This is a genomic window from Phaeobacter sp. JH20_26, from assembly GCF_048056275.1.
GTDB classification, from domain to species: domain Bacteria; phylum Pseudomonadota; class Alphaproteobacteria; order Rhodobacterales; family Rhodobacteraceae; genus Phaeobacter; species Phaeobacter bryozoorum.
This window is the reverse complement of the sequence record NZ_JAYMWL010000013.1, coordinates 866,362-888,323: the sequence shown is the minus strand read 5'-3', so window position 1 is coordinate 888,323 and position 21,962 is coordinate 866,362. Positions and strand designations below refer to the sequence as shown.

The window sequence follows — 21,962 nt, the reverse complement described above, 5'->3', positions numbered from 1 at the left end:
GGCCGATTCCGCATGGTCTTGCGTCCTGTCTCTATCGGCTTGCGCGGGGCATAGCAAAATCCGCTGCAATCGTCAAACGAAGCCGGGTTTTCGGCGCGTATTGATTGAAAAACGGGCAAACTCGAAACAGTTTATTCAAATTGCGGGAAATGTTCACGCCGTTTGGCGGTCAGATCCAGCGGGCAGTGGTGGATCATCCCACGCTTTTGCAGCCGTTGATAGATGTCTGGCGCCTCTGCGTTGATTTCGCCAAAGAAACGCTTCAGCCCTTCAGAACCGTGCTCTTCCTCGATCATCGACAGCAGATCATGGGTGTTCAACCCGCCGAGGTTGCGCGAAAACCCGGCAGCTAGACCCGGACGATAAGAGCCCTGCTTGAGCCGGAACCGATAGCTGTCCTGCCAGGCCTCCCAGCTCGGGGCGTGGCGATGACAGATCTGCAGGGCGTTCTGCTCCTGCTCGCGCGTGTTTTTTTCACCATGCTGGAACAGGTTGTGGATTCGGAACTGAATGTCAGGCAGGCCGGTGCGGGCGAACAGCTTGCCCGCAGTATGGCTGAGGAACCCGCCTTTCAGGAAGACACCAAATTCGGGATAGATCGCGCGGACCTGCTGTTCGCGGTCGGCTGCACTGGCAATCATGGATTTATACATATCCACCCGCCCAGCAAGCGCTTCCAGCGGGCGCATCCGCAAGACATCGGTTTCAGCGGGCAGGGCAGCCAGTATTTCGCCAATCTGCGGCCTCGCACCTCTTGCCGAGATATGGGGCCAGAGAAATTCATCCACATCTATATGGGCGACCCAATCGGCCTGGATCCGGCCGTAGGCATGGGTCGCATTCATCGTCTGGCGCGCCTGGTGCATCTTCGGGCGCGGTTTCTTGCGCTGGCTCCAGTGGCTGTCGTCGCAGGTGGTGACCCGCACCTTTGGATGTGCTTTCAGATGCGGATAGGCCTCAGGATTCGGCGCATCCAGATAGAGATGAAGCCGATGGGCCCCCAGATCCAGATGATAGGCGGCGAAATTCAGGATGGTCTCTGCATCGGACTTGATCGTGCTGACGATGCCCCATTTCGGATCGTTGGGCCTGCTCATGATTTGCGGGGTTTCTTGTAACGCTGAATGCGGCCGAAAATGCTGCGGGGATCGTCCATGACCATCCGCAGCATCCGCACACCAAGCGGGCGCAGCACGGCATCGTCCTCGACCTGGCGCCAGAGCCGCGCCAGCATGTACCGATCCAGATCTCCGTGGGGCAGGTGATAGGGCTTCATGCCAAAGCCGATATCGTCAAGCTTCTTGCCTTTCACCCGAGGAAAGCCGCTGTCGGTCGGCCGTCCTGACAGCCGACGTTCGCTATCGTGCAGTGCGATCAGGTGAAACAGCATCTGGAGCCCCTGACCACCAAGCCGCTGCTCCATGGTATCCCCATGATCGGCAAAGGTGGCGGCGGCGGAAATCAACCAGCGTGTGGGCAGCTCGGCGGCGAGCATCGCGCCCTGTTCGCGCCAGATCCGCAGAAAGAGGCTGCGCGCTTGCTCTGGCGGATCCCGGCGCCGCAGAATCGCGATGCACAGCGCATGTCGTGCCCAAAGTTCGGGCTGACCTGCGAACTCGGCTCGCAGGGCCTCCCATTTCCGCGCGATATGCCGACTGGGCAGATCGTCCTCTGGTGACTGTAGTGCGGCCTCGGGCAGGGGGGCGAGCAGCGACGAGAGATCCTCATCCACCGGCGGCAGCGCCGACGCCGGATCTATGAAGGGGGTCTCTTTTTTATCAAGCTGGCGCAGCAGGCTGTAGAACCCGCCAGGATAGGTTTCGTTGTCGATATCCATGGCGGGGTCTGATGTCACCTATGTGTCAGGGTGCTGGTCTTAAACCATCATCTCCTTGGTCGCCGTCAGTTTCAAGTCTGGATAGTCGCGCTCTACACGGTCGATATCCCACTGCAGGCGGGTCAGATAGACCACGTCGCCGTCATGGTCATGGGCAATGTGCTGCTTGTTGGTATTGATGAATTTATCAAGCGCGGTCTTGTCGCCACTGACCCAGCGGGCCGAGGTGAACTGCGAGGCTTCGAAGCGCACCGGCAGGCCGTATTCCATCTCGATACGGCTCGCCAGCACTTCGAATTGCAGCTGGCCGACCACACCCACGATAAAGCCGGAGCCGATCGAGGGTTTGAAGACCTTTGCGGCACCTTCCTCGGCAAATTGCATCAGCGCCTTTTCCAGGTGCTTGGCCTTCATCGGGTCACCCGCGCGCACCCCCTGCAACAGTTCCGGCGCAAAGGACGGAATGCCGCTGACACGCAGCGCCTCTCCTTCGGTCAGCGTGTCGCCGATGCGCAGCTGGCCGTGGTTCGGGATGCCGATGATGTCACCAGCCCAGGCTTCCTCGGCCAGCTCGCGGTCAGAGGCCAGGAACAACACCGGGTTGGAGATGGCCATCGGCTTCTTTGAGCGCACATGGGTCAGCTTCATACCGCGTTTGAAATGGCCCGAGGCCAGCCGGACAAAGGCCACACGGTCGCGGTGCTTGGGATCCATATTGGCCTGCACCTTGAATACAAAACCGGCAACCTTCGTCTCATCCGGCGCAATCTGGCGCGGCAGCGCCGATTGTGGCTGCGGCTCGGGTCCGTAGGTGCTGATGCCATCCATCAGTTCCTTCACGCCAAAGGAATTGATCGCCGAGCCGAACCAGATCGGCGTCATATGCCCCTCAAGCACCGATTGCGGATCCAGTGCAGGCAGCAGCTCGCGGGCCATTTCGACCTCTTCCAGCAGCTTCTCAAGCAGATGTGCAGGCACATGCTCGGCCAGCTTGGGATCGTCCAACCCCTCAATCGCGATGCTTTCGGCGATCTTGTTGCGATCCGCGCGGTCCATCAGTTCCAGCCGGTCGCGCAGCATGTCGTAACAACCGATGAAATCACGGCCAACGCCGATCGGCCAGCTGGCGGGCGTCACGTCAATCGCAAGGTTCTGCTGGATCTCGTCGATGATCTCAAAGGTGTCCCGGCTCTCTCGGTCCATCTTGTTACAGAACGTCAGAATCGGCAGGTCGCGCAGGCGGCAGACTTCAAACAGCTTCTGGGTCTGGCTTTCCACACCCTTGGCACCGTCGATCACCATCACCGCCGAGTCCACCGCCGTCAGCGTGCGATAGGTATCTTCCGAGAAATCGGAGTGACCGGGTGTGTCCACCAGATTGAAGCGGTAGCTGTTGTAGTCAAACGACATGGCCGAGGCTGAGACGGAGATCCCGCGGTCCTTCTCCATCTGCATGAAATCCGACCGCGTGCGCCGTGCCTCGCCTTTGGCGCGCACCTGACCTGCCATCTGAATAGCACCGCCATAAAGCAGGAACTTTTCAGTCAGCGTGGTTTTGCCGGCATCCGGATGCGAAATGATCGCAAAGGTGCGGCGCCGGGCAATTTCGGCCGGCAGGTCGGGGCGGTTTGGGACGATATCGAGCATGAGCGCGCGTATATCAGGATGGCGGGCCGAGGCAAGAAAAACAGGGCGACAGCCGTTGCGTCGCGGTCCTGATAGCTGAGGCCGGCTGGTTACTCCCAGACCAGCGTCTGCCCTCCAAGGCAGGCCGGCATGGCATCTGGCGGCAGCTGACCCAGCTGTTCAAAAAAGGTGAAGGCATCGAACTTGGAACTCAGCTCGGCGATTTTGCCGTCCGCAAACCGAATCATCATGATCCCCTCGGCACTGACCGGCGTCATCCCGTCCGGGCCATCAGAGGTCAGCAGATAGCGTGTCGAGGTCCAGTCGCCATCCTCGATATACTGCAGGATCTGAACGCGGAATTTGCCCGCAAGCTTGTGAACGACGTCAATCAGGACAGGATAGTCCTGACGTGGATTGGGGAGCCCGTCGAGCAGTTCGGTCGTATCCAGAGAGGGGGCCAGCATCTCGGCAAACGCGGCCATGTTGCGTTTCTCCCAGACCTCGAAAAACCAGCGCTGCACCAGTTGCTGTTTTGTCATCGTCAGGCAAAGTCCCATAGAGTCCATAAGGAGAGAATTCCCCATATGGTTGAATTGTAGGGGCAATTCTATCAGTAATCGTAAACTCGCTTCGCCTCTCGCCCAGTTCCCGGGCATCTGTTGCGGCCCCGCACATCCCGGCGCGAAGGGGCCATATACCAGCGTGTTTACATCGGGCGCGGCTCCAGGCCCGAGATGCGCGGTGGTTGACCGGGGATCAGGCCCGGCGTGCGGATCAGCTTCTCCTGCGGCAGCGCAGCCCGTGTCAGCGGATCAAGCAGCAGGCTCTCAGCGGCGATCCCTTCGGCAAAGATGATCTGGTGGCGATCAAACAGCAGCTGGAAATAGTCGATGAAGCCGCCGGTTCGTTCGACAATGTCGATGCCATTGACCAGTTCGCGTGCGCGCACCAGCTGATCTGGTCGGCCACGGCGGCGACCTTCACGACAACGATGCACCAGCAACCGGTGGTCCGGGCTGACAAGCAGGTCATTTGCGTTGTTGAGCGCCCCGGCCCGGATCAGGATCGGAGCCATTTCTCCAACCGCACGGCTGGTGCATTGGCCGATCCAGCGCACCACTTGGGCACCGGCATCGCGGGTCAGAACCCGGTCGCCTACCTGTAGATCCTCAATCGGTCGCTGGGCGCCGGTGTCCAGGGTGATATGTGTTCCGCGCGTGAAGGAGACACAGGCCAGCTGTGCAAGCCGCTGGCGCGTGCCCTCGCGGGTCTTGCGCACAAGGGTATAGCCGGTCTGCGGCAGCAAGGGGGCAAGCGGCAGCAGATAGATCGCCGCGATCAACCCGTCGTCATCGACCTCAACCACCACCAGCGCCTCCACATTGGCGCCGATATCCGGCATCAGCGTTAACAGGCAATCCAGATGCAGCCGGGCACCGGGTGCACCGGTTGCGCTGTCCTGACCAAGAACAAGCTGCCCGTCCGCGCGTGCGGTCAACGACAATTGGCGCGGTGGCGCGTCGCGCATCAGCTGATAGACGTCGTCCAGATGCAGGTCATCATATACCCCAAGCCCATCGCCCATATTCGCGCCCATCTCGACGCAGAAATCGGCGGCAGGAAAAACAGCAAGAATCTGGGCGGCAACGGGGCTCTGATGCAGCTGTGTCAGCATGAATAACCTAACCAGTATCGTGTGCGCATCCTGCGCGTATGACCTTCTATCTTGCGGCGAAATGTGGCGAGATGCGGACCAGAGCGGGGTGGTTTTGCGAAGCCGCAGGGGGAAACTGCCAAAGCCGGCAGGGCAGGGGACGACCACCGGGTCGCCGATGGCATCGGGGCTGGTCAATCCCGGGGCGAGTGTGCAAGCTTCGGGCAACAGAACAGATGCGTGATCCGGTCCGCTACATCAGCCCATCGGGCAGCTGACAGGCGGACGACGACGCGCCGTAACAGGGAGAGATCTGATGGATTTGGGATTGTCGGGAAAGCGGGCGTTGGTCTGTGCCAGCAGCAAGGGGCTGGGGCTGGGCTGTGCTGAGGCTCTGGCCGAGGCGGGCGTGGATCTGGTGATGAACGCGCGCGGCGAAGAGGCGCTTCTGGCGTCAGCCCAGTCGATCCGCGATGTGCATGGTGTCAATGTCGAAACCATTGCTGCTGACATCACCACCGAGGCAGGGCAGGCCGAGGTTATCGCCGCGGCAGAGGGCGTCGATATCCTTGTCACCAACGCGGGCGGGCCGCCACCGGGCATGTGGTCCGATTGGGGCCGTGATGATTTCATCAGGGCGCTGGATGCGAACATGCTGACGCCGATCGCGCTGATCAGGGCGCTGGTCCCCGGCATGATGGAACGCGGATGGGGCCGTGTCGTCAACATCACCTCACAGTCGGTGAAGGCACCGATAGCGGTTCTGGGCCTCTCCAATGCGGCGCGCACCGGGCTGACCGGCTATGTGGCAGGCACCTCGCGCCAGGTCGCGTCCAGGGGCGTGACCATCAACAATCTGCTTCCCGGCATCCATGCCACTGACCGCGCGGTCTCGCTGGATACGGGCGTGGCCCAGCAACAGGGGATATCGCTTGAGGAAGCGGCCGAACAGCGCGCCGCCAGCATTCCCGCCGGGCGCTACGGCACGCGGCAGGAATTTGGCGCTACCTGCGCCTTTCTCTGCTCCCAGCATGCGGGTTTTATCATTGGCCAGAACATCCTGTTGGATGGCGGCGCCACCAATATGACCATCTGATGGGGGCGGCAGCGTGGCATCCGGTTTCTCACTGAAGGATCAGTTGTTTAATCTTGAGAAGACCCGCTATCTCGCGGGTCTCTTTGCGGCGGCGGACCCGGGGTTTGAAGCGGACAGATTTGTGTCCGAGGTGATGGCGGATCTGCCCGATCTGGAGCTGAAGCAGCGCATCGCGCTGATTGCCGATGTGCTGGCCCGCCACCTACCGGAGGATCTGGAGGCCGCAGCACCGGTGTTGCGGCGCGCCTTGCCACCGCCTCTGGACCCAAGCCTGAGCGATGATGACTTCGGTGATTTCATATTTGCGCCTTTGGGGGAATTTGTGGTGCTGCGCGGGCTGGACCAGGCGCCGGAGCTGTCGTTGCAGCTGCTCCGCGACATCACGCAGCGGTTCTCGATGGAATGGGCGATACGTCCCTTTTTGACCCGCTGGACCGATCTGACGCTGGCAGAGATGCAGCACTGGGCCACGAGCGACAATTATCATGTCCGCCGTCTGGTGAGCGAGGGCACCCGTCCAAGGCTACCCTGGGGGCAGTCGGTACCGCTGTCTCTTGCGCAGCCCTTGCCGCTGTTGGATCAGCTTCACGCAGATCCAACCCGCTATGTCACCCGCTCGGTCGCCAACCACCTGAATGACATCTCGAAAAAGGAGCCGGAACTGGTGCTGGACCGGCTACGCAGCTGGCAGGCGGCCGACCAGCAGCGCCCGGAGGAGCTGGCCTGGATCACGGCCCATGCCCTGCGCGGTCTCGTCAAAGAGGGTCATACAGGCGCCATGCAGATGCTGGGCTATGATCCCGAGACCGCCGTCAAGGCGACGCTGGCGCTTGCCAAGGAGCCGGTCCGTATCGGCGGAGCCCTGCAATTTGACTGCCATCTGGACGGCGCGCCCGGCGCCCCTGTGCTGGTGGATTATCGCCTGCATTTCCAGCGCCCCGGAGGCAAGGTCTCGGCGAAGGTCTTCAAACTGAAACAGACGGCGATCTCCGATGGCGGCACCCGTCTCAGCAAGCGCCATCCGCTGAAAGCCGGGGCCAGCACCTTTACGCTGGTGCCGGGGCCGCATCGGCTGGAGTTGCTGGTCAATGGCCGGGTGCGGGATGATCTCACCTTTGATCTGCTGGAGCCTATGAGCTAGCAGTCAGCCCTCGGTTTACCCTCTGCCAGCTGCCCCTCCGTCAGCGGTGAGTTTGCCCGATCCAAAGCGCGATCTGTCGCGCCGCGCCCCGTTCCCTTGCATGGGGGCAGCGGGGTTGATATCTGCGAGCTAAACCAGATCGTTTTGATCAGAAACCAGTTACGAGGTCGCATGACATCTGCCCCCCTTGATCCGATGGTTGGCACCGATAGACCCGCCGTGACCGCACCACGTCTGGAGATCCGCAACCTGCGGCGCTTCTTTGACGGGCGGGCGGTGGTGGATGACGTGTCGCTACAGATCCAGGCCGGTCAGGTGACCTGTCTTCTGGGGCCTTCGGGTTGCGGCAAATCCACCACTTTGCGGATGATTGCCGGCGTCGAGATGCAGGACAGCGGCGAGATTTACGTCGATGGCAAGCTGATCTGCGACACCGTGTTCCGCGTTCCGCCCGAACGCCGGGAAATCGGGCTTATGTTTCAGGACTTTGCCCTGTTCCCGCATCTGAGCGTGGCCGACAATGTCGCCTTCGGACTGAAGGGCAGCAAGGACGAGAAACGCCTCCGGGTGCAGGAGCTGCTGCAGAAGGTGTCGCTGTCGCAATATATCGACGAATTCCCCCATCAGCTGTCGGGCGGCGAACAGCAGCGGGTGGCCCTGGCCCGCGCGCTGGCGCCCAAGCCGCGCATCATGCTGATGGATGAGCCGTTCTCCGGGCTGGACAATCGCCTGCGCGACGGCATTCGCGACGAGACCCTGACATTGCTGAAGGAAGAGGATGCTGCCGTCCTGCTGGTCACCCATGAGCCGGAAGAGGCGATGCGGATGGCTGATGAGATTGCGCTGATGCGGTCCGGTAAGATCGTGCAGCAGGGGGCGCCCTATAATGTCTATACCCGTCCGGTCGATCGTGCGGCGGTGGGGTTCTTCAGCGACACCAATGTTCTTCATGCCGAAGTGAATGGCGCTCTGGCCGAAACGCCCTTTGGTCAGTTTCTGGCGCCGGGTGTGCCTGATGGCACCAAGGTCGACATCGTGTTCCGCCCCCAACATCTGCGCATTGATTTTGATCGGAACGGGCGCGGCCCGCACCCGACCCCCAGCGACGGGGTAGCCGCGCGCGGCGTGGTCGAGCGGGCGCGCTTTCTAGGGCATGAGAGCCTGGTTGAATTTCGCATGGATTTCGATGGCAGCGTGCTGAAGGCGACAGTGCCCAATGTATTCCTGCCGGATGCAGGCCGGGTGATGTGGCTCACGGTTCGGCGCAACCGCTGCTTCGTCTTCCCGACCGGCAGCTGAGCTACATCCATCAGCCGGTCGTTGGCCCCGCAGCGGCATCGGACGAGTCGGCATAGGGCTGGTAGTCCATCAACCGTTTGCCGGGCTCATCCACGAACAGCTCGGGCAGGGGTTTGGCCGCTTCGATCAGGTCGACCCGGAACACCCGGAAATCGCCACGCGTTTCGCACCAGGCGGTCAGCGTCCAGACCCGGCCCCAATACTCCATATGCAAGGGGCGGATGACGCGCTCGGTCAGCGTCTCATCAATGCGGCGATAGGTCAGATGCAGCTTCTGGCGGGCCTTTATCGCGGCCCGCAAGGTTGGCATCTGCGTAAAGCCCCGCGCAGCATCGGCAAAGGGGTAGACGGCAAACTTCCACGCATCCGCCTCGGCGATGGTGCCTTCGGGCAGCACCGCGTCCACCTTGGCGGCCAGCCTCTCGGCGGCGGCCTTCAAATCCGGATCGGCGGCCTCGGCCACAATCGCCATGCCCAGGTTCAGCGCCTCCAGCTCCTCCGCAGTCAGCGTCAGCGGCGGCAGCGTGATCGCTTCGCGCACCATATAGCCGACCCCTCGTGCGCCCTCCACCGGGACACCGCTGGCAACCAGCGTATCCATGTCGCGGTAGATCGTCCGGGTCGAGACTTCCAGCCGTTCGGCGATATCCTGTGCGCGGTGCAATTTCCCGTCGCGCAGGATCTGGATAATATCAAAGAGGCGATCAGTACGGCGCATGATCTAGCCTTGGAACGGCGCGGGGAGGAGGTCAAGGCCCGACACCACGCGCAGTGATTGACGCCCCCCGCCGGATAGAGGGCGGATGCAGCGCATCCACCCTCCGTACTTGACCTGAGCCTGGCTCGCGCCCCTCAGGAGGCCATGCTCCACTGTACCTCCTCATGACGCATCTGCGCAGTGCCCTCGGCAATCGCCTGCATCAGGCTGGCGCAGAAGTCCTGCTTGTGGAACTCAGCCGCGACCGACTTGGCGGTTTCCATGTCTGCCCAGATGACATAATCGGTCCAGCGCCCGTCCTCGCCGCAGCTCAGCTGTCGGTGAACAAATCCGGGCTGGGCGCGAACGAAGGATTCGCTGGCCTGGCTCAGCACGATGAATTCCGCTTCGCTCACACCTTCGGCCAGTTTGAAGGTCACAATCTCTGCAACATGTTTGCTCATCACGTCTCTCCTTGAATGCTGTGATGGGGGTGGTGTAGAGCAGTCCAACTGACATAAACCTGTCAGTTGTGTTTTCAGCAGCGCGCAAAAATGCAGTTTTGCGTGGAATCCACGCCCCTGCCGATGTCTCACCGCTTTTCCCGCCGGGGGCTCGGCGCTTAATAACAGGTCAAACAACAACGCAGACCGTCTCCCGGCGGATCTGCCGCAGAAGGAGACGCTCTCATGCTTAATAATATTGGCCTTCCCGGCCTGCTGCTCATCGCCGTCGTGGTTCTGGTCCTCTTTGGCCGCGGCAAGATTTCCTCGCTGATGGGTGAGGTCGGCAAAGGCATCACCGCCTTCAAAAAGGGTGTGAACGACAGCACCAAGGAGCTGGAAGAAGAGACCACCGCCGAGACCGCGCGCGACGTGACGCCCGAGACCGAAAAAGACAAGGTCTAAGCCGCGATGTTTGATCTTGGGTGGACCGAACTCATGGTTATCGGCGTTGTGGCGCTGATTGTTGTCGGGCCCAAGGACCTGCCGGTTTTGTTCCGCAATGTCGGACGGTTCGTGGGCAAGGCCAAGGGCATGGCGCGCGAATTCAGCCGGGCCATGAATGACGCCGCCGATGAGGCGGGCGTCAATGAGATGGCCAAGGGGCTGAAAGCAGCGGCCAACCCGGTCAATACCGCAATGGACGGCGTCAAACAGGCCGCGCAGGATATGGCAAAATCCATCGACCCGACCAAGTTCGACCCCGACAGTGAAACCGGGAAACTGGCCGCTGAGCGGGCTGAGGATGCCAAGAAGATCCAGGCGGCCACTGCCCGTGCCGCTGCGGACCGCAAGGCACGCGAGGCCGCAGAGGCCCAGGCCAAGGCAGCCGAAGCGGAGGCGGCCCTGGCTGCCACAGACACGTCGGCGACGTCAGAAAGTGAGACCAAGACATGAGCGCGTCCGAGGATATCGACGACAGCACAGCGCCGCTGATTGAGCATCTGGCCGAATTGCGCACCCGCCTGATCCGGGCGGTTGGCGCGTTCATCGTGGGGATCGTGCTGGCCTTCACCGTGGCAGAGCCGATCCTGCAGTTCCTGCTTGGCCCGATCGAGGAAACCCTGCGCAGCCTCGGCGACCCGTCGCCAACGCTGCAATACACCAGCCCGCAGGAATATCTGTTCACGCTGTTCCGCATCTCCATGGTGTTTGGCTTTGCGCTGTCATTCCCGGTTATCGGCTTCCAGCTCTGGCGCTTTGTGGCACCGGGGCTCTACAAGACAGAGAAGAACGCCTTTTTGCCCTTCCTCATCGCATCGCCGGTGATGTTCCTCTTGGGGGCCAGTTTTGCCCATTTCGTGGTCACACCGCTGGCGATGGCGTTTTTCCTTGGCTTTGCCGATGTGTCATCCATCTTTGCCAACCTCTTGTCCGGCGCGGTCGACAACCTGCCTGCGGATGCCGCCGTGGTGCCGGAAACCACAGAAGGTGTGCGCATCACCTTCTTTGGCAAGGTCAACGAGTCGCTGGACATCACGCTGAAGTTCATTATGGCCTTTGGCCTGTGTTTCCAGCTGCCGGTGCTCCTGACCCTGATGGGCAAGGCTGGGCTGGTCAGCGCCGATGGTCTTGGCAGCGTGCGCAAATACGCGGTTGTCGCCATTCTGGTGCTGGCTGCGCTGGTGACGCCGCCGGATGTGATCACCCAAGGCATCCTGTTCTCGGTGGTCTATGGCCTTTACGAGCTGTCGATCCTGTTGGTGCGTCAGGTGGAAAAGACCCGCGAGGCCAAGCTGCGCGCAGAAGGCTACTATGATGACGAGGATGATGACGGCGACGATCTGTTCGAGGAGATGGACCGGCATCCCGAAGACGACCCGTTGATGGCCGAGTTCGACGATGAGGACGACGGCAAGACCCGGTAATCCAGACCGGATCTGCTCCTGCCAGATCTGGACCAGCATATCGAGGAAGGGCGCGCCGGAGACGGTGCGCCCTTTCTCATGCGGCCGGGGCGCCAGGGCGGATCGGGCAGGGGTGTATAGGCTGCCCCCTTGCTCGCGCAGCCGGAACATGCTTTGACGCCGGTAACCCACCGACGGAGACACCCATGGACCAGACCAAACCCACCCGCGTTGTTCTTTCCAGCGATCACGCCGCAATCGACCTGCGCCAGGCCATTGCCACGCATATTGCCGCAAACGGATATGAGGTGGTTGATATCGGTCCGACAACACCGGAAAGCACGCATTACCCCAAACATGGCGCGGCGGCGGCAGAGCGCGTTGCCTCGGGTGATTGCGATCTGGGCATTATCCTCTGCGGCACCGGCCAGGGCATCATGATGGCCGCGAACAAGGTCAAAGGCATCCGCTGCGGCGTCTGCTCGGAGACTTTCTCGGCCAAGATGATCCGCCAGCACAATAACGCCAACATGCTCTCTATCGGGGCGCGTGTGGTGGGCGACAGCCTGGCGATTGAAATTGTCGATGCCTTCCTTAATGCTGAGTTCGAGGGCGGCCGACATGCCACGCGCGTCGACATGATCGAGCCGCAGGACAGCTGAGCCCGAGCGCGCCGATACGCCCCACGTGCAATAGACCGGAGGCCCCGATGGATGACACAAGCCTGAGCCGCATCGCCGATGCGCTGGAACGGATGGCACCTGCGCCGCTGAAGGCGCCTGATTTTGGTGCTGCCTCTGCCTTTGTCTGGCATGTGGCCCCGGACCGGCTGGAGGCTGTCGAAACCGTGAACCGCGTCGATCTTGAGCTGCTGCTGGGGATCGACCGCGCGCGCGACACGCTGCTGGACAATACCCGCCGCTTTGCCGCCGGGTTCGGCGCCAATAATGCACTGCTCTGGGGCGCGCGGGGGATGGGTAAATCCAGCCTTGTGAAAGCGATCCACGGACAGCTGTCGCCGGAATTCCCCGCTCTGAAACTGGTGGAGCTGCAGCGCGAGGATCTGCCATCGGTCGCGCGTCTGCTGAACCATCTGCGGGCAGCGCCCGAGCGGTTCATCCTGTTCTGCGATGACCTGTCCTTTGGCCATGACGATCAGCACTACAAAAGCCTGAAAGCGGTGCTGGATGGCGGCATCGAAGGTCGGCCGGACAATGTGCTGTTCTATGCCACCTCCAATCGCCGTCACCTGATGCCGCGTGATATGATCGAGAACGAACGCTCCAGCGCCATTAACCCGTCGGAAGCCGTTGAGGAAAAGGTCTCTCTCTCGGATCGGTTCGGGCTGTGGCTGGGTTTCCACCCCTGCGATCAGGATGAATATCTCGCCATGATTTCAGGCTATTGCGCGGCCTATGGCGTTGTGGTGCCGGAACCGGTTCTGCGCGCCGAGGCGATCGAATGGCAGGCCACGCGCGGCGCCCGCTCGGGCCGGGTGGCCTGGCAGTTCTTTACCGATCTGGCCGGCCGCCATGGGGTGAAGGTCAGCTGACCGCAAAGACGGCAGCAGCCATGATTGAACAGCTGTGATCAACCAAAAGACGGCGCTCGGGATGACCCGGAGCGCCGTCTCTTTATTGCCTGTTGCCGCTTGCGACGTTTATTGCAGATAGGGCAGCGGATCGACGCTTTCAAAGCCGTTGCGCACCTCGAAATGCACATAGGCTGCGGGTCCGTCCCGCAATGCGGCGATGGTCTGACCGCGTGAAACGGTGTCGCCCTTGTTCACCTCGATCTTGTCGACATTGGCATAGACCGTCAGCAGCTTGGCGTCGTGGCGGATCACAATGATCGGAATATTGTTGGAATCCTTGGTGATCGCCGCCACCGTACCGCCATCGGCGGCCTGCACCGGGGCGCCCGCTGCACCTGCGATATCAATGCCGTCGTTCTTGCCCTTGGAATAGGTGCGGATGATCTTGCCCTTGACCGGGAAGCCCATCGCGGCGCTGGAGCTGCGGGTCGGGGTCGGGACCTCTACCTTAGGCAGCGCTTTCGGCGCCTGGGCCGCGGGGGCGACGGTTTCCTGCGGCAGTGGCTTGGTGGCGCTTGGCGGCAGGGGCGTATTGGTGCCTTCACCCGGCGCGGTGACGGTGGCGGCGGCTGGAACCGCCGCTGCGGATGCTTCCTTGCGCGGGGCTGGGCGGTCCTTCAGCGGGATCAGCAGGAACTGGCCCTCACGGATGGCAAAATCGCTGCCGAGGCCGTTCCATTCCGCAAGGGATTTCACCGGCACCTGATAAAGCCGCGAGACGGTATAAGCGGTTTCGCCGCGCTTCACCTTATGGCGCACCGGCTCTGGGCCGCTTTGGACCTGCGGCTTGCTTGCGGTCGGCTGCGGTGCCAGCGGCGTTGTGCTGACGGTGCTTGCCGCCGAGGGTGTGGTCGATGGGGCGCTGTCGATCGCATCCCCCGCCAGCGAGGCGATATCGACGCCGCCGCTGGTCGCCGTACCGGGTGCGCGGCGGGGCAGGGCAATGATCTCCCCCTGCCGCAGCGGATCGTCGGGCTTCATCCCGTTGAACCGGGCCAGCTCGCTGGCGGGCAGACCAATGCGGCCTGCCACATCGTTCAGCGTATCGCCGCGACGGGCAACGGCCACCTGATAGGATGGATAGGTGATCAGCCCCTTGGCATCGGGTTTCGGGCGGCTGGCGGTTGCGGTCTGCGCCGCCTTTGTCGTGTTGAACGCACCGATCTGGCCGCGCAGATCGTAATCCAGCGGTGCCTCGCAGGCCGCCAGCAGGGCCACCAGTGGAAGCGCCATCAGCGCCTTGCGTCCTGTCACACGATTGCGGTGGGTGGGTACAGTCACTGTCATTTCGCTCTCCTCGGAACGCCGTTCCCGTCTTGCGGGCCCCCATTATCCCTGGGGCTTGCCAATAGTCTGTCGGCCAGCCACGCGATCCCGCTCGAGGATGTCCGGAGCGGTTGGGGTGGGCGGGTCTCTTGCCCCTCCCTTACGTGTCTTTGCCGATCCCCTCAAGCAGGGGAACAAAACGCACCGGGCGCAATTCGTCGTATTCGAGGCCGCTGTCGGTTTTTTGAACACGGATCAGCGTCTGTACAGTGTCGGACTGCCCCACGGGCACCACCATAATACCGCCGGTCTTCAGCTGCGCCAAGAGTGGGCCGGGCGGGTCTTCGGCGGCAGCAGTCACGATGATTCGATCAAAAGGCGCCTGTTCGGGGAGGCCGTGGCTGCCATCGCCGACCAGCGAGGTAATATTGGACAGGTGCAGTTGGTCGAAGATCTGCCGCGCCTCCCGCACCAGCCGCGCATGACGATCCACGGTATAGACCCGCCGCGCCAGCTTGCTCAGGATCGCGGCCTGATAGCCAGAGCCGGTGCCAACCTCCAGCACCGTATCGCGGGGCGAGATCTGCAAGGCCTGGGTCATCAGACCGACAACAGAGGGCTGCGAAATGGTCTGCCCGCAGGCGATCGGCAACGGCATATCCTCGTAGGCACGCGCCGAAAACAGCCCCCGCACAAAGGGGCCGCGGTCGATCTGTTCCATTGCATCGAGGACCTGCGCATCCGTCACCCCGCGCGAGCGCAGGGCAAACAGGAACTGCATTTTGGTTTCAGCTGTCGGGTCGCTCATTCAATGCCCTTCAGGCGCTCCAGCGCATCTGTCGCGGTCAGATCCGCCCGCATCGGCGTCACGGAGATATAGCCTGCCAGGTTCTGCGCTGCGTCACTGCCCTCGGCGGTGGCAACATGCTGGTTGCCACCACGGATCCACAGGTAGCGCCGCCCGTTGGGCGAGGTCTGCTCCTCGGCCGAGAAATGGCTGCCGCGCCGGAAACCCTGCGGTGAAATCCGCCGTCCCTTCACATCAGCGGCAGGAACAGGTGGGAAATTAATGTTGTAAAACAATCGGTAATCGGCGTCTTCCTTGGGCTGCGCTTCCAAGATGGAACGGATCAGATCGGCACCATGTTGGGCGGCTGCCTCAAACGGGTTTTCAAGCTGCGCGTTCTGAGGCCCGAAATACTGCGACAGGCCCATGGCCGGAATGCCCTGCAATGCCGCCTCCATCGCCCCGCCAAGGGTGCCGGAGTAGAGCGCGTTCTCGGCAGAATTGTTGCCCCGGTTTACCCCGGACAACACCAGATCCGGTTGCTGGTCTTTCATCACCACATGCAGCCCGGCCAACACACAGTCCGCAGGCGATCCTTCTGCGGCAAAGCGATGTTCGCCCAGCTGGCTCAGCATGAAGGGGCGGGTGTAGCTGATGCAATGACCAACGCCGGATTGCTCAAACGCCGGTGCCACTGTCCAGACCTCTCCGCCGGGACCTGCAACCTCGCGGGCGATCTGCTCCAGAACCGCAAGGCCGGGGGCGCTGATGCCATCGTCATTGGTGATCAGAATTCGCATGGACGGGGCCTCTCGTCTGGCTCTGGCAGCCTATGTGTCGGGCGTGATTACGCCGATCTGCACTCCAGACCTGAATAAGATGTGGGGCAAAAGGGGGCAAGCCTTTCCCCGTCGTGATCCCGACCAGAGCGCCCGGCGCCAGCCCCTGCGGCACAGAGGTCACAGATTTTCTGGCCCGCTTGAAAACCAGAACGACCGGCGCCCGTTGCAGGCACCGGTCGGCGGAAAGCCGCGTGTTCGCGCAGTTCGCGGGTGTCTTTGACCCTCAGATCAGTCGGCGGCGGCCAGAATCTCGGGGAGCAGCCGTGCGGCCTCGGCCTGCGGCGTGCTCAGGGCATCGCGATCTTCACCCGGAAAGAACCGTGCGCGCACCGCTGTCGCCATCGGATTTGGCGTCAGCACCTGCACCTTGGGGCCGGTCTTGGCGCTTTCGACCTGCCAGCTGTTGGCCAGCGACATCTGCGCGGCCTTGCTGGCGCCATAGGCTCCAAAGAATTTCTCGCCCGCGCGGGGATCGTCAAAGAATACGGCCTGACCGGTCTGCCCCAGAAGCGGCGCGACATAGGGGATCAGAACGGAGGGTGCCGTGGCATTGATCGCGATGGATTTCTGCCAATCCTTGGCCGCCACGAATTGCGCCGGGCTCAGCGGCGCGGCGTGAATGGCGGTGTGCAGCCAGAGGTCCAGCTGTCCCCAGCGATCATGGATGCCCCGGCAGAGCGTGGCCATGGCCTCCGGAACGGTGATATCCATAGGGGCCAGAGTCGCCGAGCCACCGTTGGCCTTGATACGATCGTCCAGCTCTTCCAATGCGCCTGTGGTGCGGGCCACGGCGACGATGTGATGCGTCGGCGCCAATGCCTCTGCGAGGGCGGCGCCCAGGCCCCGTGAGGCCCCGGTGATGAGAGCGAGTTTCTGTGTCATGGGCGCCTTGTGCGGCGCAGCGCGGCGCGGGTCAAGGGGCCAAAGCGGCGCAGCGGTCTCAAGCCTGGGCGTGATGCCCGTCCGCGCGCCGGTTGCGGGTCACCCGCCCGGCATCGCCAGACGTGATGCCTTGCCGTTTTTCTGAAGGATCAGGCCGTCGGCATCAATGGCAACAACTTCGCCACCGGACAGGCGGCTGCCGCGGGTCACGATCTGCATGCGGCCGTTCGGCATCCGAACCATGGCGCTCAGGTTGTCGTTGGCGCCGAACAACCCCAGAAGGCTGAGGCGGTTGCGGTGCAATGCGTCTTTCTGGGTGGCATGACCGGCGACATTGGCCGGCGTCTTGCCATTCTCACGATTTGCCATTCTGGACAGGATTTCTTTCTTGTGCGGTATCGCCCTTCGGCTATCAGCTGTGCACTGCCGGGAACAGGGGGCGCCGAGAGCGTGGGCAAGCCCATGCCGGTGCGCCCCGGCGCCCTGCGCAAACGCCCGCCCATTCCGCCAAGTGACCCTGCGCAATTGCGCGCAGGGGGCTTGAAGTCTCAGGTGTGGCATCTTGCAAGAGCGACAGTGCAGCGCCTAGGCGGCGCGCAGAGCAGCCTCCTCAGGCATCATAGATGAGCGAGGGCAGATCGTGGCCATAGGCATAAAGCAGCCCCAGCAACTCTTCCATCTGCGCGCCGACCATCTGCAGATTGTAAAGCGGGTGATCCGGCTCGGAGATCTGTAGCTCAGGGTATTGCCCTTCGGGCCGCATATGCAGCATCGCTTCAACAGACTCGCTGTCATCGGGCGGAATGGCATTGGCCAGCCAGGCCCGCTTGCTGTCCATATCTTCGGTGTCCTGCATCTCGAACCGGTCGAGATAGGCATCGAAATCCTCTTGGCTGAGCCGCGCCCATGTGCCCAGAATGAACTCTTCTCCACGGGTGTCCGCCAGCGGTACAGCCAGCACCGCCCGCACAAAGCGCAGATGCCCCAGGCGGCAGAAATCTTCGGTCAGCACATCCCCCGCCTGCGCCGAGATCGCCGTGTTGTCATGCACAAACATATCCTCCGGGCAGACGTCGGGCCGGTCGCAGCTGAGGCTCAACAGCTGGGCAAACGTCGCTCCGCAACAGCGACACTGGCGCTGCGAGCCAAGCATGCGGGCGAGATGTGGATCCAAGGGGGCGGCCTTTCGGGGGCAGGGGCAAAAAGGAAAGAGGCGCCGATCCGGTGATCAGCGCCTCATGAGTCGAACTGATATCGGCTGCGCTCTTACTCTGCCGGCGACTTCATTTCAAACCCCCGTTCGACCATATCGGTCGGAACAACAGGGTATTCGCCCGAGAAACAGGCGTCACAATACTGCGGGCATTTGCTGTTACGGCCCTGATCCTGCCCGACGGCCCGGTAAAGCCCGTCCAGCGAGATGAACTTCAGGCTGTCCACGGCCAGATGTTTGGCCATCTGATCCTCGGACATGGTTGCGGCCAGCAGCTTGTCACGTTCGGGTGTGTCCACACCATAGAAACAGGGCCAAGCGGTCGGCGGCGAGGCAATGCGGAAATGCACCTCGCTGGCCCCGGCATCCAGGATCATCTCCTTGATTTTGCGCGATGTTGTCCCACGCACCACGGAATCATCCACCAGGATCACCCGCTTGCCCTCGATCAGCGCGCGGTTCACGTTCAGCTTCAGGCGCACGCCCATGTTGCGGATCTGCTCGGTCGGTTCAATGAAGGTCCGGCCCATGTACTGGTTGCGGATGATCCCCATCGCATAGGGAATGCCCGATTGCAGCGAATAGCCGATCGCTGCGGGCGTGCCGCTGTCCGGCACCGGGCAGACCAGATCCGCCTCGACCGGGTTTTCCTTTGCCAGCTCGCGACCGATGGCTTCGCGGGTCTCATAGACGGACCGCCCGCCAAGGATCGAATCAGGGCGGGAGAAATAGACATGTTCAAAGATGCAGAACTTGGACGACTGGCGGCGGAACGGGAAATGGCTCTCGACACCTTTGTCGGTGATCACCACCATTTCGCCCGGCTCAATCTCGCGCAGGAACTCGGCGCCGATGATGTCCAGCGCACAGGTTTCCGAACTCAGCGCATAGCCTTCGCCGACCCGACCCAGCACCAGCGGGCGCACGCCCAGCGGGTCGCGGACACCGATCAGCTTGGTCCGGGTCATGGCGACAACCGAGAAGGCGCCTTCGACCCGGCGCAGCGCATCTTCCATCCGCTCCGGGATATTGCGCTGCAACGAGCGGGCCATCAGATGAATGATGCACTCACTGTCGGACGAGCTCTGGAAGATCGAGCCGCGCTCGATCAGTTCGCGGCGCAGGGCATTGGCGTTGGTGATATTGCCGTTGTGGGCAATCGCTGCACCGCCCATAGCGAATTCGCCAAAGAAAGGCTGCACGTCCCGGATCGCAGTCTGACCCTTGGACCCGGCGGTGGAATAGCGCACATGGCCAATCCCGATGGGGCCGGGCAGGGTGGACATCACATCCTGCGAGGTGAAGTTGTCGCGGACATAGCCGAAACGACGGGCGCTCTGGAACCCTTCGACAGGATCATGGGTGACAATGCCGCCGGCCTCCTGTCCCCGGTGTTGCAGGGCGTGCAGGCCGAGCGCGACAAAGTTGGAAGCGTCCTGGACGCCGACGACGCCAAAGATGCCGCATTCTTCGCGCAGCTTGTCATCGTCAAACGGGTGGGCGGGGGGCATCTGCGGCATCGGCAAGGCGGTGTAGCTCCGAATCCGGTTGTCAGGATGTCCCCCACATAGAGGGTCCGTCCGCGCATGTCACCCAAGGATCACGGTTTCACGACAGTTGGGTAAAAAAACCGCAGCCCTGACCGCCGTCGGACAGCCGCCAAAAACAAAAAAACCTGCGAAATATCGCAGGCCGCAGGAGGGGGGTGCCGGAGCATATTTATTTGGCGAACAGCGTGGCATATGCAGATCCCGTGACCGGCAACGTCCAGATCCGTGTCCGGTTCGCGCCCGCGTCAGCCTCAGGCGGCCAGCAGCCCGCGCAGCATGTCAAAGGCGGAGAGCACATCGTCACGGTCATCTTCGCGGCTGTCGGTCTCGTCCTTGCCCGCGTCAGAAAGAGCACGCCCGTCCTCGCTGGCGAGGATCTGACGGGTTTCGGCCAGCGACAGCGCCCGGAAGGCACCATCATCGGCGCTGTTGGCGGTGTTCTCATGTGCAACATGTACCAGCATCCCGCAGGCAGCCCAGATCATTTCTTCCTCGGCAAAGGACAGATAGATGCGGGCCATCTTCTCCGGCATGGCGGCAGAGATGCCGTTGTAGCCAATCAGCGACACCACCTTGGTGATCGCGGTGGGCACATCAAACAACCGCTCGACGGCAGCCAGTTCCAGACCAACCTGCTGATCGGCGGGCAGCATCAGATCGTCATCATTGCCCAAAGCGCCGGCGGGCACATGCACCAGAGAAGTGAGGCGCGGCACCGCGTGTTTGACACCGGTCACCTCCTGCGCACCGCCATCCAGGGTGTAGACCTTGTCGCCGGGCTTGACGTGACGGGCCTGTACAAACCCACGCTCGGTCTCGACCATCATATGCGGCAGCAGACCGCCGGTGCGCGGACGCAGGCGGCTGCGGTTGGATGCGGCAGGGCGCGCAGCTGTCGGGAAATCCATCAGAAGACCAACCGGCTGACAGTCCGCAAATGATGTCGAGTGATCCAGCAGCATGGTGTTGTCCTTCTGAGCGATAGGCCTGACGTTCTGTCCGGCGTCTTGTTGACACCAATGTGCGCTCCGAATTTGGACGGAATTGGGGCAAGGATCGGGCCGATTGGGACAACAGCGGGGTTTTTGGTCTCCAAAGCTGCCTCATTCCCCAAATTGTTGCCGAAAAACACCTCCGATCACAGGATTTGTTAACTTTTATCGGTTTGCCCCCGCGCTCAGCACATGGAGCAGGGAGGCGATCAAGCGCCAAAAACGCGATTCTAATTGGTTAATAAAGCGTTAATGGGCGTTCTTGATGTTAGGAAAGGTAAACGCCAGTCGGGGCTGGAATGTCGGAATTGGATAAGCCGCCATCGCTCCAAAGCCCGCACTGCGCAGCCCTAACCGGAGGCTGTCATCGCCAGTCGAGGCGGCGCTTCCCATGGGCGACACAACGCGCCTCCTGTCCCGGACGTAACCCGACGTATTAAAAAAGGGCGCCCGAAGGCGCCCCGTTTCAGTCCGGTTGTAATCCCGTTTCTCGCCCGCATCCGTGATCCGCGCAGCCACCCACTGGTGGCGGATCGGCGTCCGCCTCACTTGTCGCAGGAGCCGATCAGGCTTTCATATTGTGTGGTCACCCAGCCAAGCGCCTGCTCGGGGTTGCGGTCTTCGATCTTGCCGATCATCCGCTCAAACACCACCGCAGAGCGGCTCTCGTCCACGATGGTAAAGCTCTGGCCGGTCATCACCACATTATAGAGGAAGAAGGCAATCGCCACCAACAGGATGCCGCGCAGCACCCCGAAGAAGAAGCCGATCCCCTGATCCAGCCCGCCAAGCGCCGAGCGCTGGACCAATGATGAGAACAGCGGCGTGAAGAACGACACCACAATCAGCGCCAGCGCAAAGACCGCGGCAAACGCCGCGATGATCGACAATTCGCAGCTGTCCGCAATGAACTCCCCGATGACCGGGATCTCGGCCATCAGCGGCTCAACCTGTGGCGCAAACAGAAAGGCCAAGATGGCGGCGGCGATCCAACCAGCGATGGCCATCGCCTCACGCACGAAACCGCGCGAATAGGCCAGCAACGCTGATACAACAATGACCAGGGCCACGACCCCGTCGATAATGGTGAAACCTTCCATGTCCCTCGCCCGTTAACCTGCGATTAGAATTCT

The 21,962-nt window shown here is 62.0% G+C and carries 24 protein-coding genes; 8 read left to right on the top strand and 16 right to left on the bottom strand.

What is annotated here, in order from left to right; all coding sequences use genetic code 11:
* Positions 1-131: 131 nt before the first annotated feature.
* The 5 genes from VWY60_RS10090 to VWY60_RS10070 form a co-directional block, all read right to left on the bottom strand.
* Positions 132-1,097: a glycosyltransferase family 2 protein gene (locus tag VWY60_RS10090; RefSeq protein WP_416540387.1), complete on the bottom strand. Its 966-nt coding sequence runs from the start codon at positions 1,095-1,097 to the stop codon at positions 132-134.
* Positions 1,094-1,855 carry a hypothetical protein gene (locus VWY60_RS10085; protein WP_416540386.1) on the bottom strand — a complete coding sequence of 254 codons (762 nt, stop codon included), beginning with the start codon at positions 1,853-1,855 and terminating at the stop codon, positions 1,094-1,096. The genes VWY60_RS10090 and VWY60_RS10085 overlap by 4 nt, the downstream gene beginning before the upstream one ends.
* A 21-nt stretch (positions 1,856-1,876) precedes the next feature.
* Positions 1,877-3,484: a peptide chain release factor 3 gene (locus VWY60_RS10080; RefSeq protein WP_416540385.1), complete on the bottom strand. Its 1,608-nt coding sequence runs from the start codon at positions 3,482-3,484 to the stop codon at positions 1,877-1,879.
* 89 nt (positions 3,485-3,573) lie between these two features.
* The gene (locus tag VWY60_RS10075; protein ID WP_416540384.1) at positions 3,574-4,005 is read right to left on the bottom strand and encodes a nuclear transport factor 2 family protein; all 432 of its coding nucleotides are present in this window, start codon (positions 4,003-4,005) and stop codon (positions 3,574-3,576) included.
* Positions 4,006-4,172: 167 nt separating this feature from the next.
* Positions 4,173-5,141, bottom strand: a complete 969-nt coding sequence (locus tag VWY60_RS10070) for a Hint domain-containing protein (RefSeq protein ID WP_416540383.1) — start codon at positions 5,139-5,141, stop codon at positions 4,173-4,175.
* A 295-nt stretch (positions 5,142-5,436) separates the two neighbouring features.
* On the opposite strand from VWY60_RS10070, the gene VWY60_RS10065 reads away from it, so the two are divergent.
* The 3 genes from VWY60_RS10065 to VWY60_RS10055 all read left to right on the top strand — a co-directional run bounded on the left by VWY60_RS10065 (position 5,437) and on the right by VWY60_RS10055 (position 8,656).
* Positions 5,437-6,216, top strand: a complete 780-nt coding sequence (locus VWY60_RS10065; RefSeq protein WP_340545139.1) for an SDR family oxidoreductase — start codon at positions 5,437-5,439, stop codon at positions 6,214-6,216.
* Positions 6,217-6,229: 13 nt separating this feature from the next.
* Positions 6,230-7,357: a hypothetical protein gene (locus VWY60_RS10060; RefSeq protein ID WP_416540382.1), complete on the top strand. Its 1,128-nt coding sequence runs from the start codon at positions 6,230-6,232 to the stop codon at positions 7,355-7,357.
* Between the two features lie 171 nt (positions 7,358-7,528).
* Positions 7,529-8,656 carry an ABC transporter ATP-binding protein gene (locus VWY60_RS10055; RefSeq protein WP_340545141.1) on the top strand — a complete coding sequence of 376 codons (1,128 nt, stop codon included), beginning with the start codon at positions 7,529-7,531 and terminating at the stop codon, positions 8,654-8,656.
* Between the two features lie 10 nt (positions 8,657-8,666).
* Here the strand turns inward: VWY60_RS10055 and VWY60_RS10050 are convergent, their stop codons facing one another.
* Together VWY60_RS10050 and VWY60_RS10045 are read right to left on the bottom strand one after the other, a co-directional pair.
* On the bottom strand, positions 8,667-9,374 hold the full coding sequence (locus tag VWY60_RS10050) for a helix-turn-helix transcriptional regulator (RefSeq protein WP_416537781.1): 708 nt from the start codon (positions 9,372-9,374) through the stop codon (positions 8,667-8,669).
* 134 nt (positions 9,375-9,508) lie between these two features.
* Positions 9,509-9,817, bottom strand: a complete 309-nt coding sequence (locus VWY60_RS10045; RefSeq protein ID WP_416535921.1) for an antibiotic biosynthesis monooxygenase family protein — start codon at positions 9,815-9,817, stop codon at positions 9,509-9,511.
* 225 nt (positions 9,818-10,042) lie between these two features.
* Between VWY60_RS10045 and tatA the strand changes: the two genes are divergently transcribed.
* From tatA to VWY60_RS10020, 5 genes are all read left to right on the top strand, one after another.
* The gene (gene tatA / locus VWY60_RS10040; protein ID WP_260080776.1) at positions 10,043-10,261 is read left to right on the top strand and encodes a twin-arginine translocase TatA/TatE family subunit; all 219 of its coding nucleotides are present in this window, start codon (positions 10,043-10,045) and stop codon (positions 10,259-10,261) included.
* Between the two features lie 6 nt (positions 10,262-10,267).
* Positions 10,268-10,753: a Sec-independent protein translocase protein TatB gene (gene tatB, locus VWY60_RS10035; protein ID WP_260087519.1), complete on the top strand. Its 486-nt coding sequence runs from the start codon at positions 10,268-10,270 to the stop codon at positions 10,751-10,753.
* The gene (tatC, locus tag VWY60_RS10030; RefSeq protein WP_416540381.1) at positions 10,750-11,724 is read left to right on the top strand and encodes a twin-arginine translocase subunit TatC; all 975 of its coding nucleotides are present in this window, start codon (positions 10,750-10,752) and stop codon (positions 11,722-11,724) included. Before tatB ends, tatC begins: the two co-directional genes overlap by 4 nt.
* 185 nt (positions 11,725-11,909) lie before the next feature.
* On the top strand, positions 11,910-12,365 hold the full coding sequence (rpiB, locus tag VWY60_RS10025; RefSeq protein WP_416535920.1) for a ribose 5-phosphate isomerase B: 456 nt from the start codon (positions 11,910-11,912) through the stop codon (positions 12,363-12,365).
* Between the two features lie 47 nt (positions 12,366-12,412).
* Entirely contained in the window at positions 12,413-13,255 is an 843-nt protein-coding gene (locus VWY60_RS10020; protein ID WP_416540380.1) for an ATP-binding protein, read from the top strand.
* A 108-nt stretch (positions 13,256-13,363) separates the two neighbouring features.
* Here the strand turns inward: VWY60_RS10020 and VWY60_RS10015 are convergent, their stop codons facing one another.
* From VWY60_RS10015 to VWY60_RS09975, 9 genes are all read right to left on the bottom strand, one after another.
* Positions 13,364-14,584 carry a LysM peptidoglycan-binding domain-containing protein gene (locus tag VWY60_RS10015; protein ID WP_416540379.1) on the bottom strand — a complete coding sequence of 407 codons (1,221 nt, stop codon included), beginning with the start codon at positions 14,582-14,584 and terminating at the stop codon, positions 13,364-13,366.
* Between the two features lie 139 nt (positions 14,585-14,723).
* Positions 14,724-15,371: a protein-L-isoaspartate(D-aspartate) O-methyltransferase gene (locus tag VWY60_RS10010; protein ID WP_340545148.1), complete on the bottom strand. Its 648-nt coding sequence runs from the start codon at positions 15,369-15,371 to the stop codon at positions 14,724-14,726.
* Complete coding sequence (surE, locus tag VWY60_RS10005; RefSeq protein WP_416535917.1) at positions 15,368-16,150, bottom strand: 5'/3'-nucleotidase SurE; 783 nt, start codon at positions 16,148-16,150, stop codon at positions 15,368-15,370. The genes VWY60_RS10010 and surE overlap by 4 nt, the downstream gene beginning before the upstream one ends.
* A gap of 270 nt (positions 16,151-16,420) precedes the next feature.
* Positions 16,421-17,074, bottom strand: coding sequence for an SDR family NAD(P)-dependent oxidoreductase (locus VWY60_RS10000; RefSeq protein ID WP_340545150.1), 654 nt, complete (start codon positions 17,072-17,074; stop codon positions 16,421-16,423).
* Positions 17,075-17,173: 99 nt separating this feature from the next.
* Positions 17,174-17,443, bottom strand: coding sequence for a hypothetical protein (locus tag VWY60_RS09995; RefSeq protein WP_340545151.1), 270 nt, complete (start codon positions 17,441-17,443; stop codon positions 17,174-17,176).
* Between the two features lie 241 nt (positions 17,444-17,684).
* Positions 17,685-18,227, bottom strand: a complete 543-nt coding sequence (locus VWY60_RS09990; RefSeq protein ID WP_340546295.1) for a DUF2199 domain-containing protein — start codon at positions 18,225-18,227, stop codon at positions 17,685-17,687.
* Positions 18,228-18,340: 113 nt separating this feature from the next.
* On the bottom strand, positions 18,341-19,798 hold the full coding sequence (purF, locus tag VWY60_RS09985) for an amidophosphoribosyltransferase (protein WP_374015315.1): 1,458 nt from the start codon (positions 19,796-19,798) through the stop codon (positions 18,341-18,343).
* Between the two features lie 290 nt (positions 19,799-20,088).
* On the bottom strand, positions 20,089-20,799 hold the full coding sequence (locus VWY60_RS09980; protein ID WP_416540378.1) for a Hint domain-containing protein: 711 nt from the start codon (positions 20,797-20,799) through the stop codon (positions 20,089-20,091).
* A 575-nt stretch (positions 20,800-21,374) separates the two neighbouring features.
* A complete protein-coding gene (locus tag VWY60_RS09975) occupies positions 21,375-21,929 on the bottom strand; it encodes a CvpA family protein (RefSeq protein WP_340545154.1) in 555 nt (184 codons plus the stop codon).
* Between the last annotated feature and the right edge of the window lie 33 nt (positions 21,930-21,962).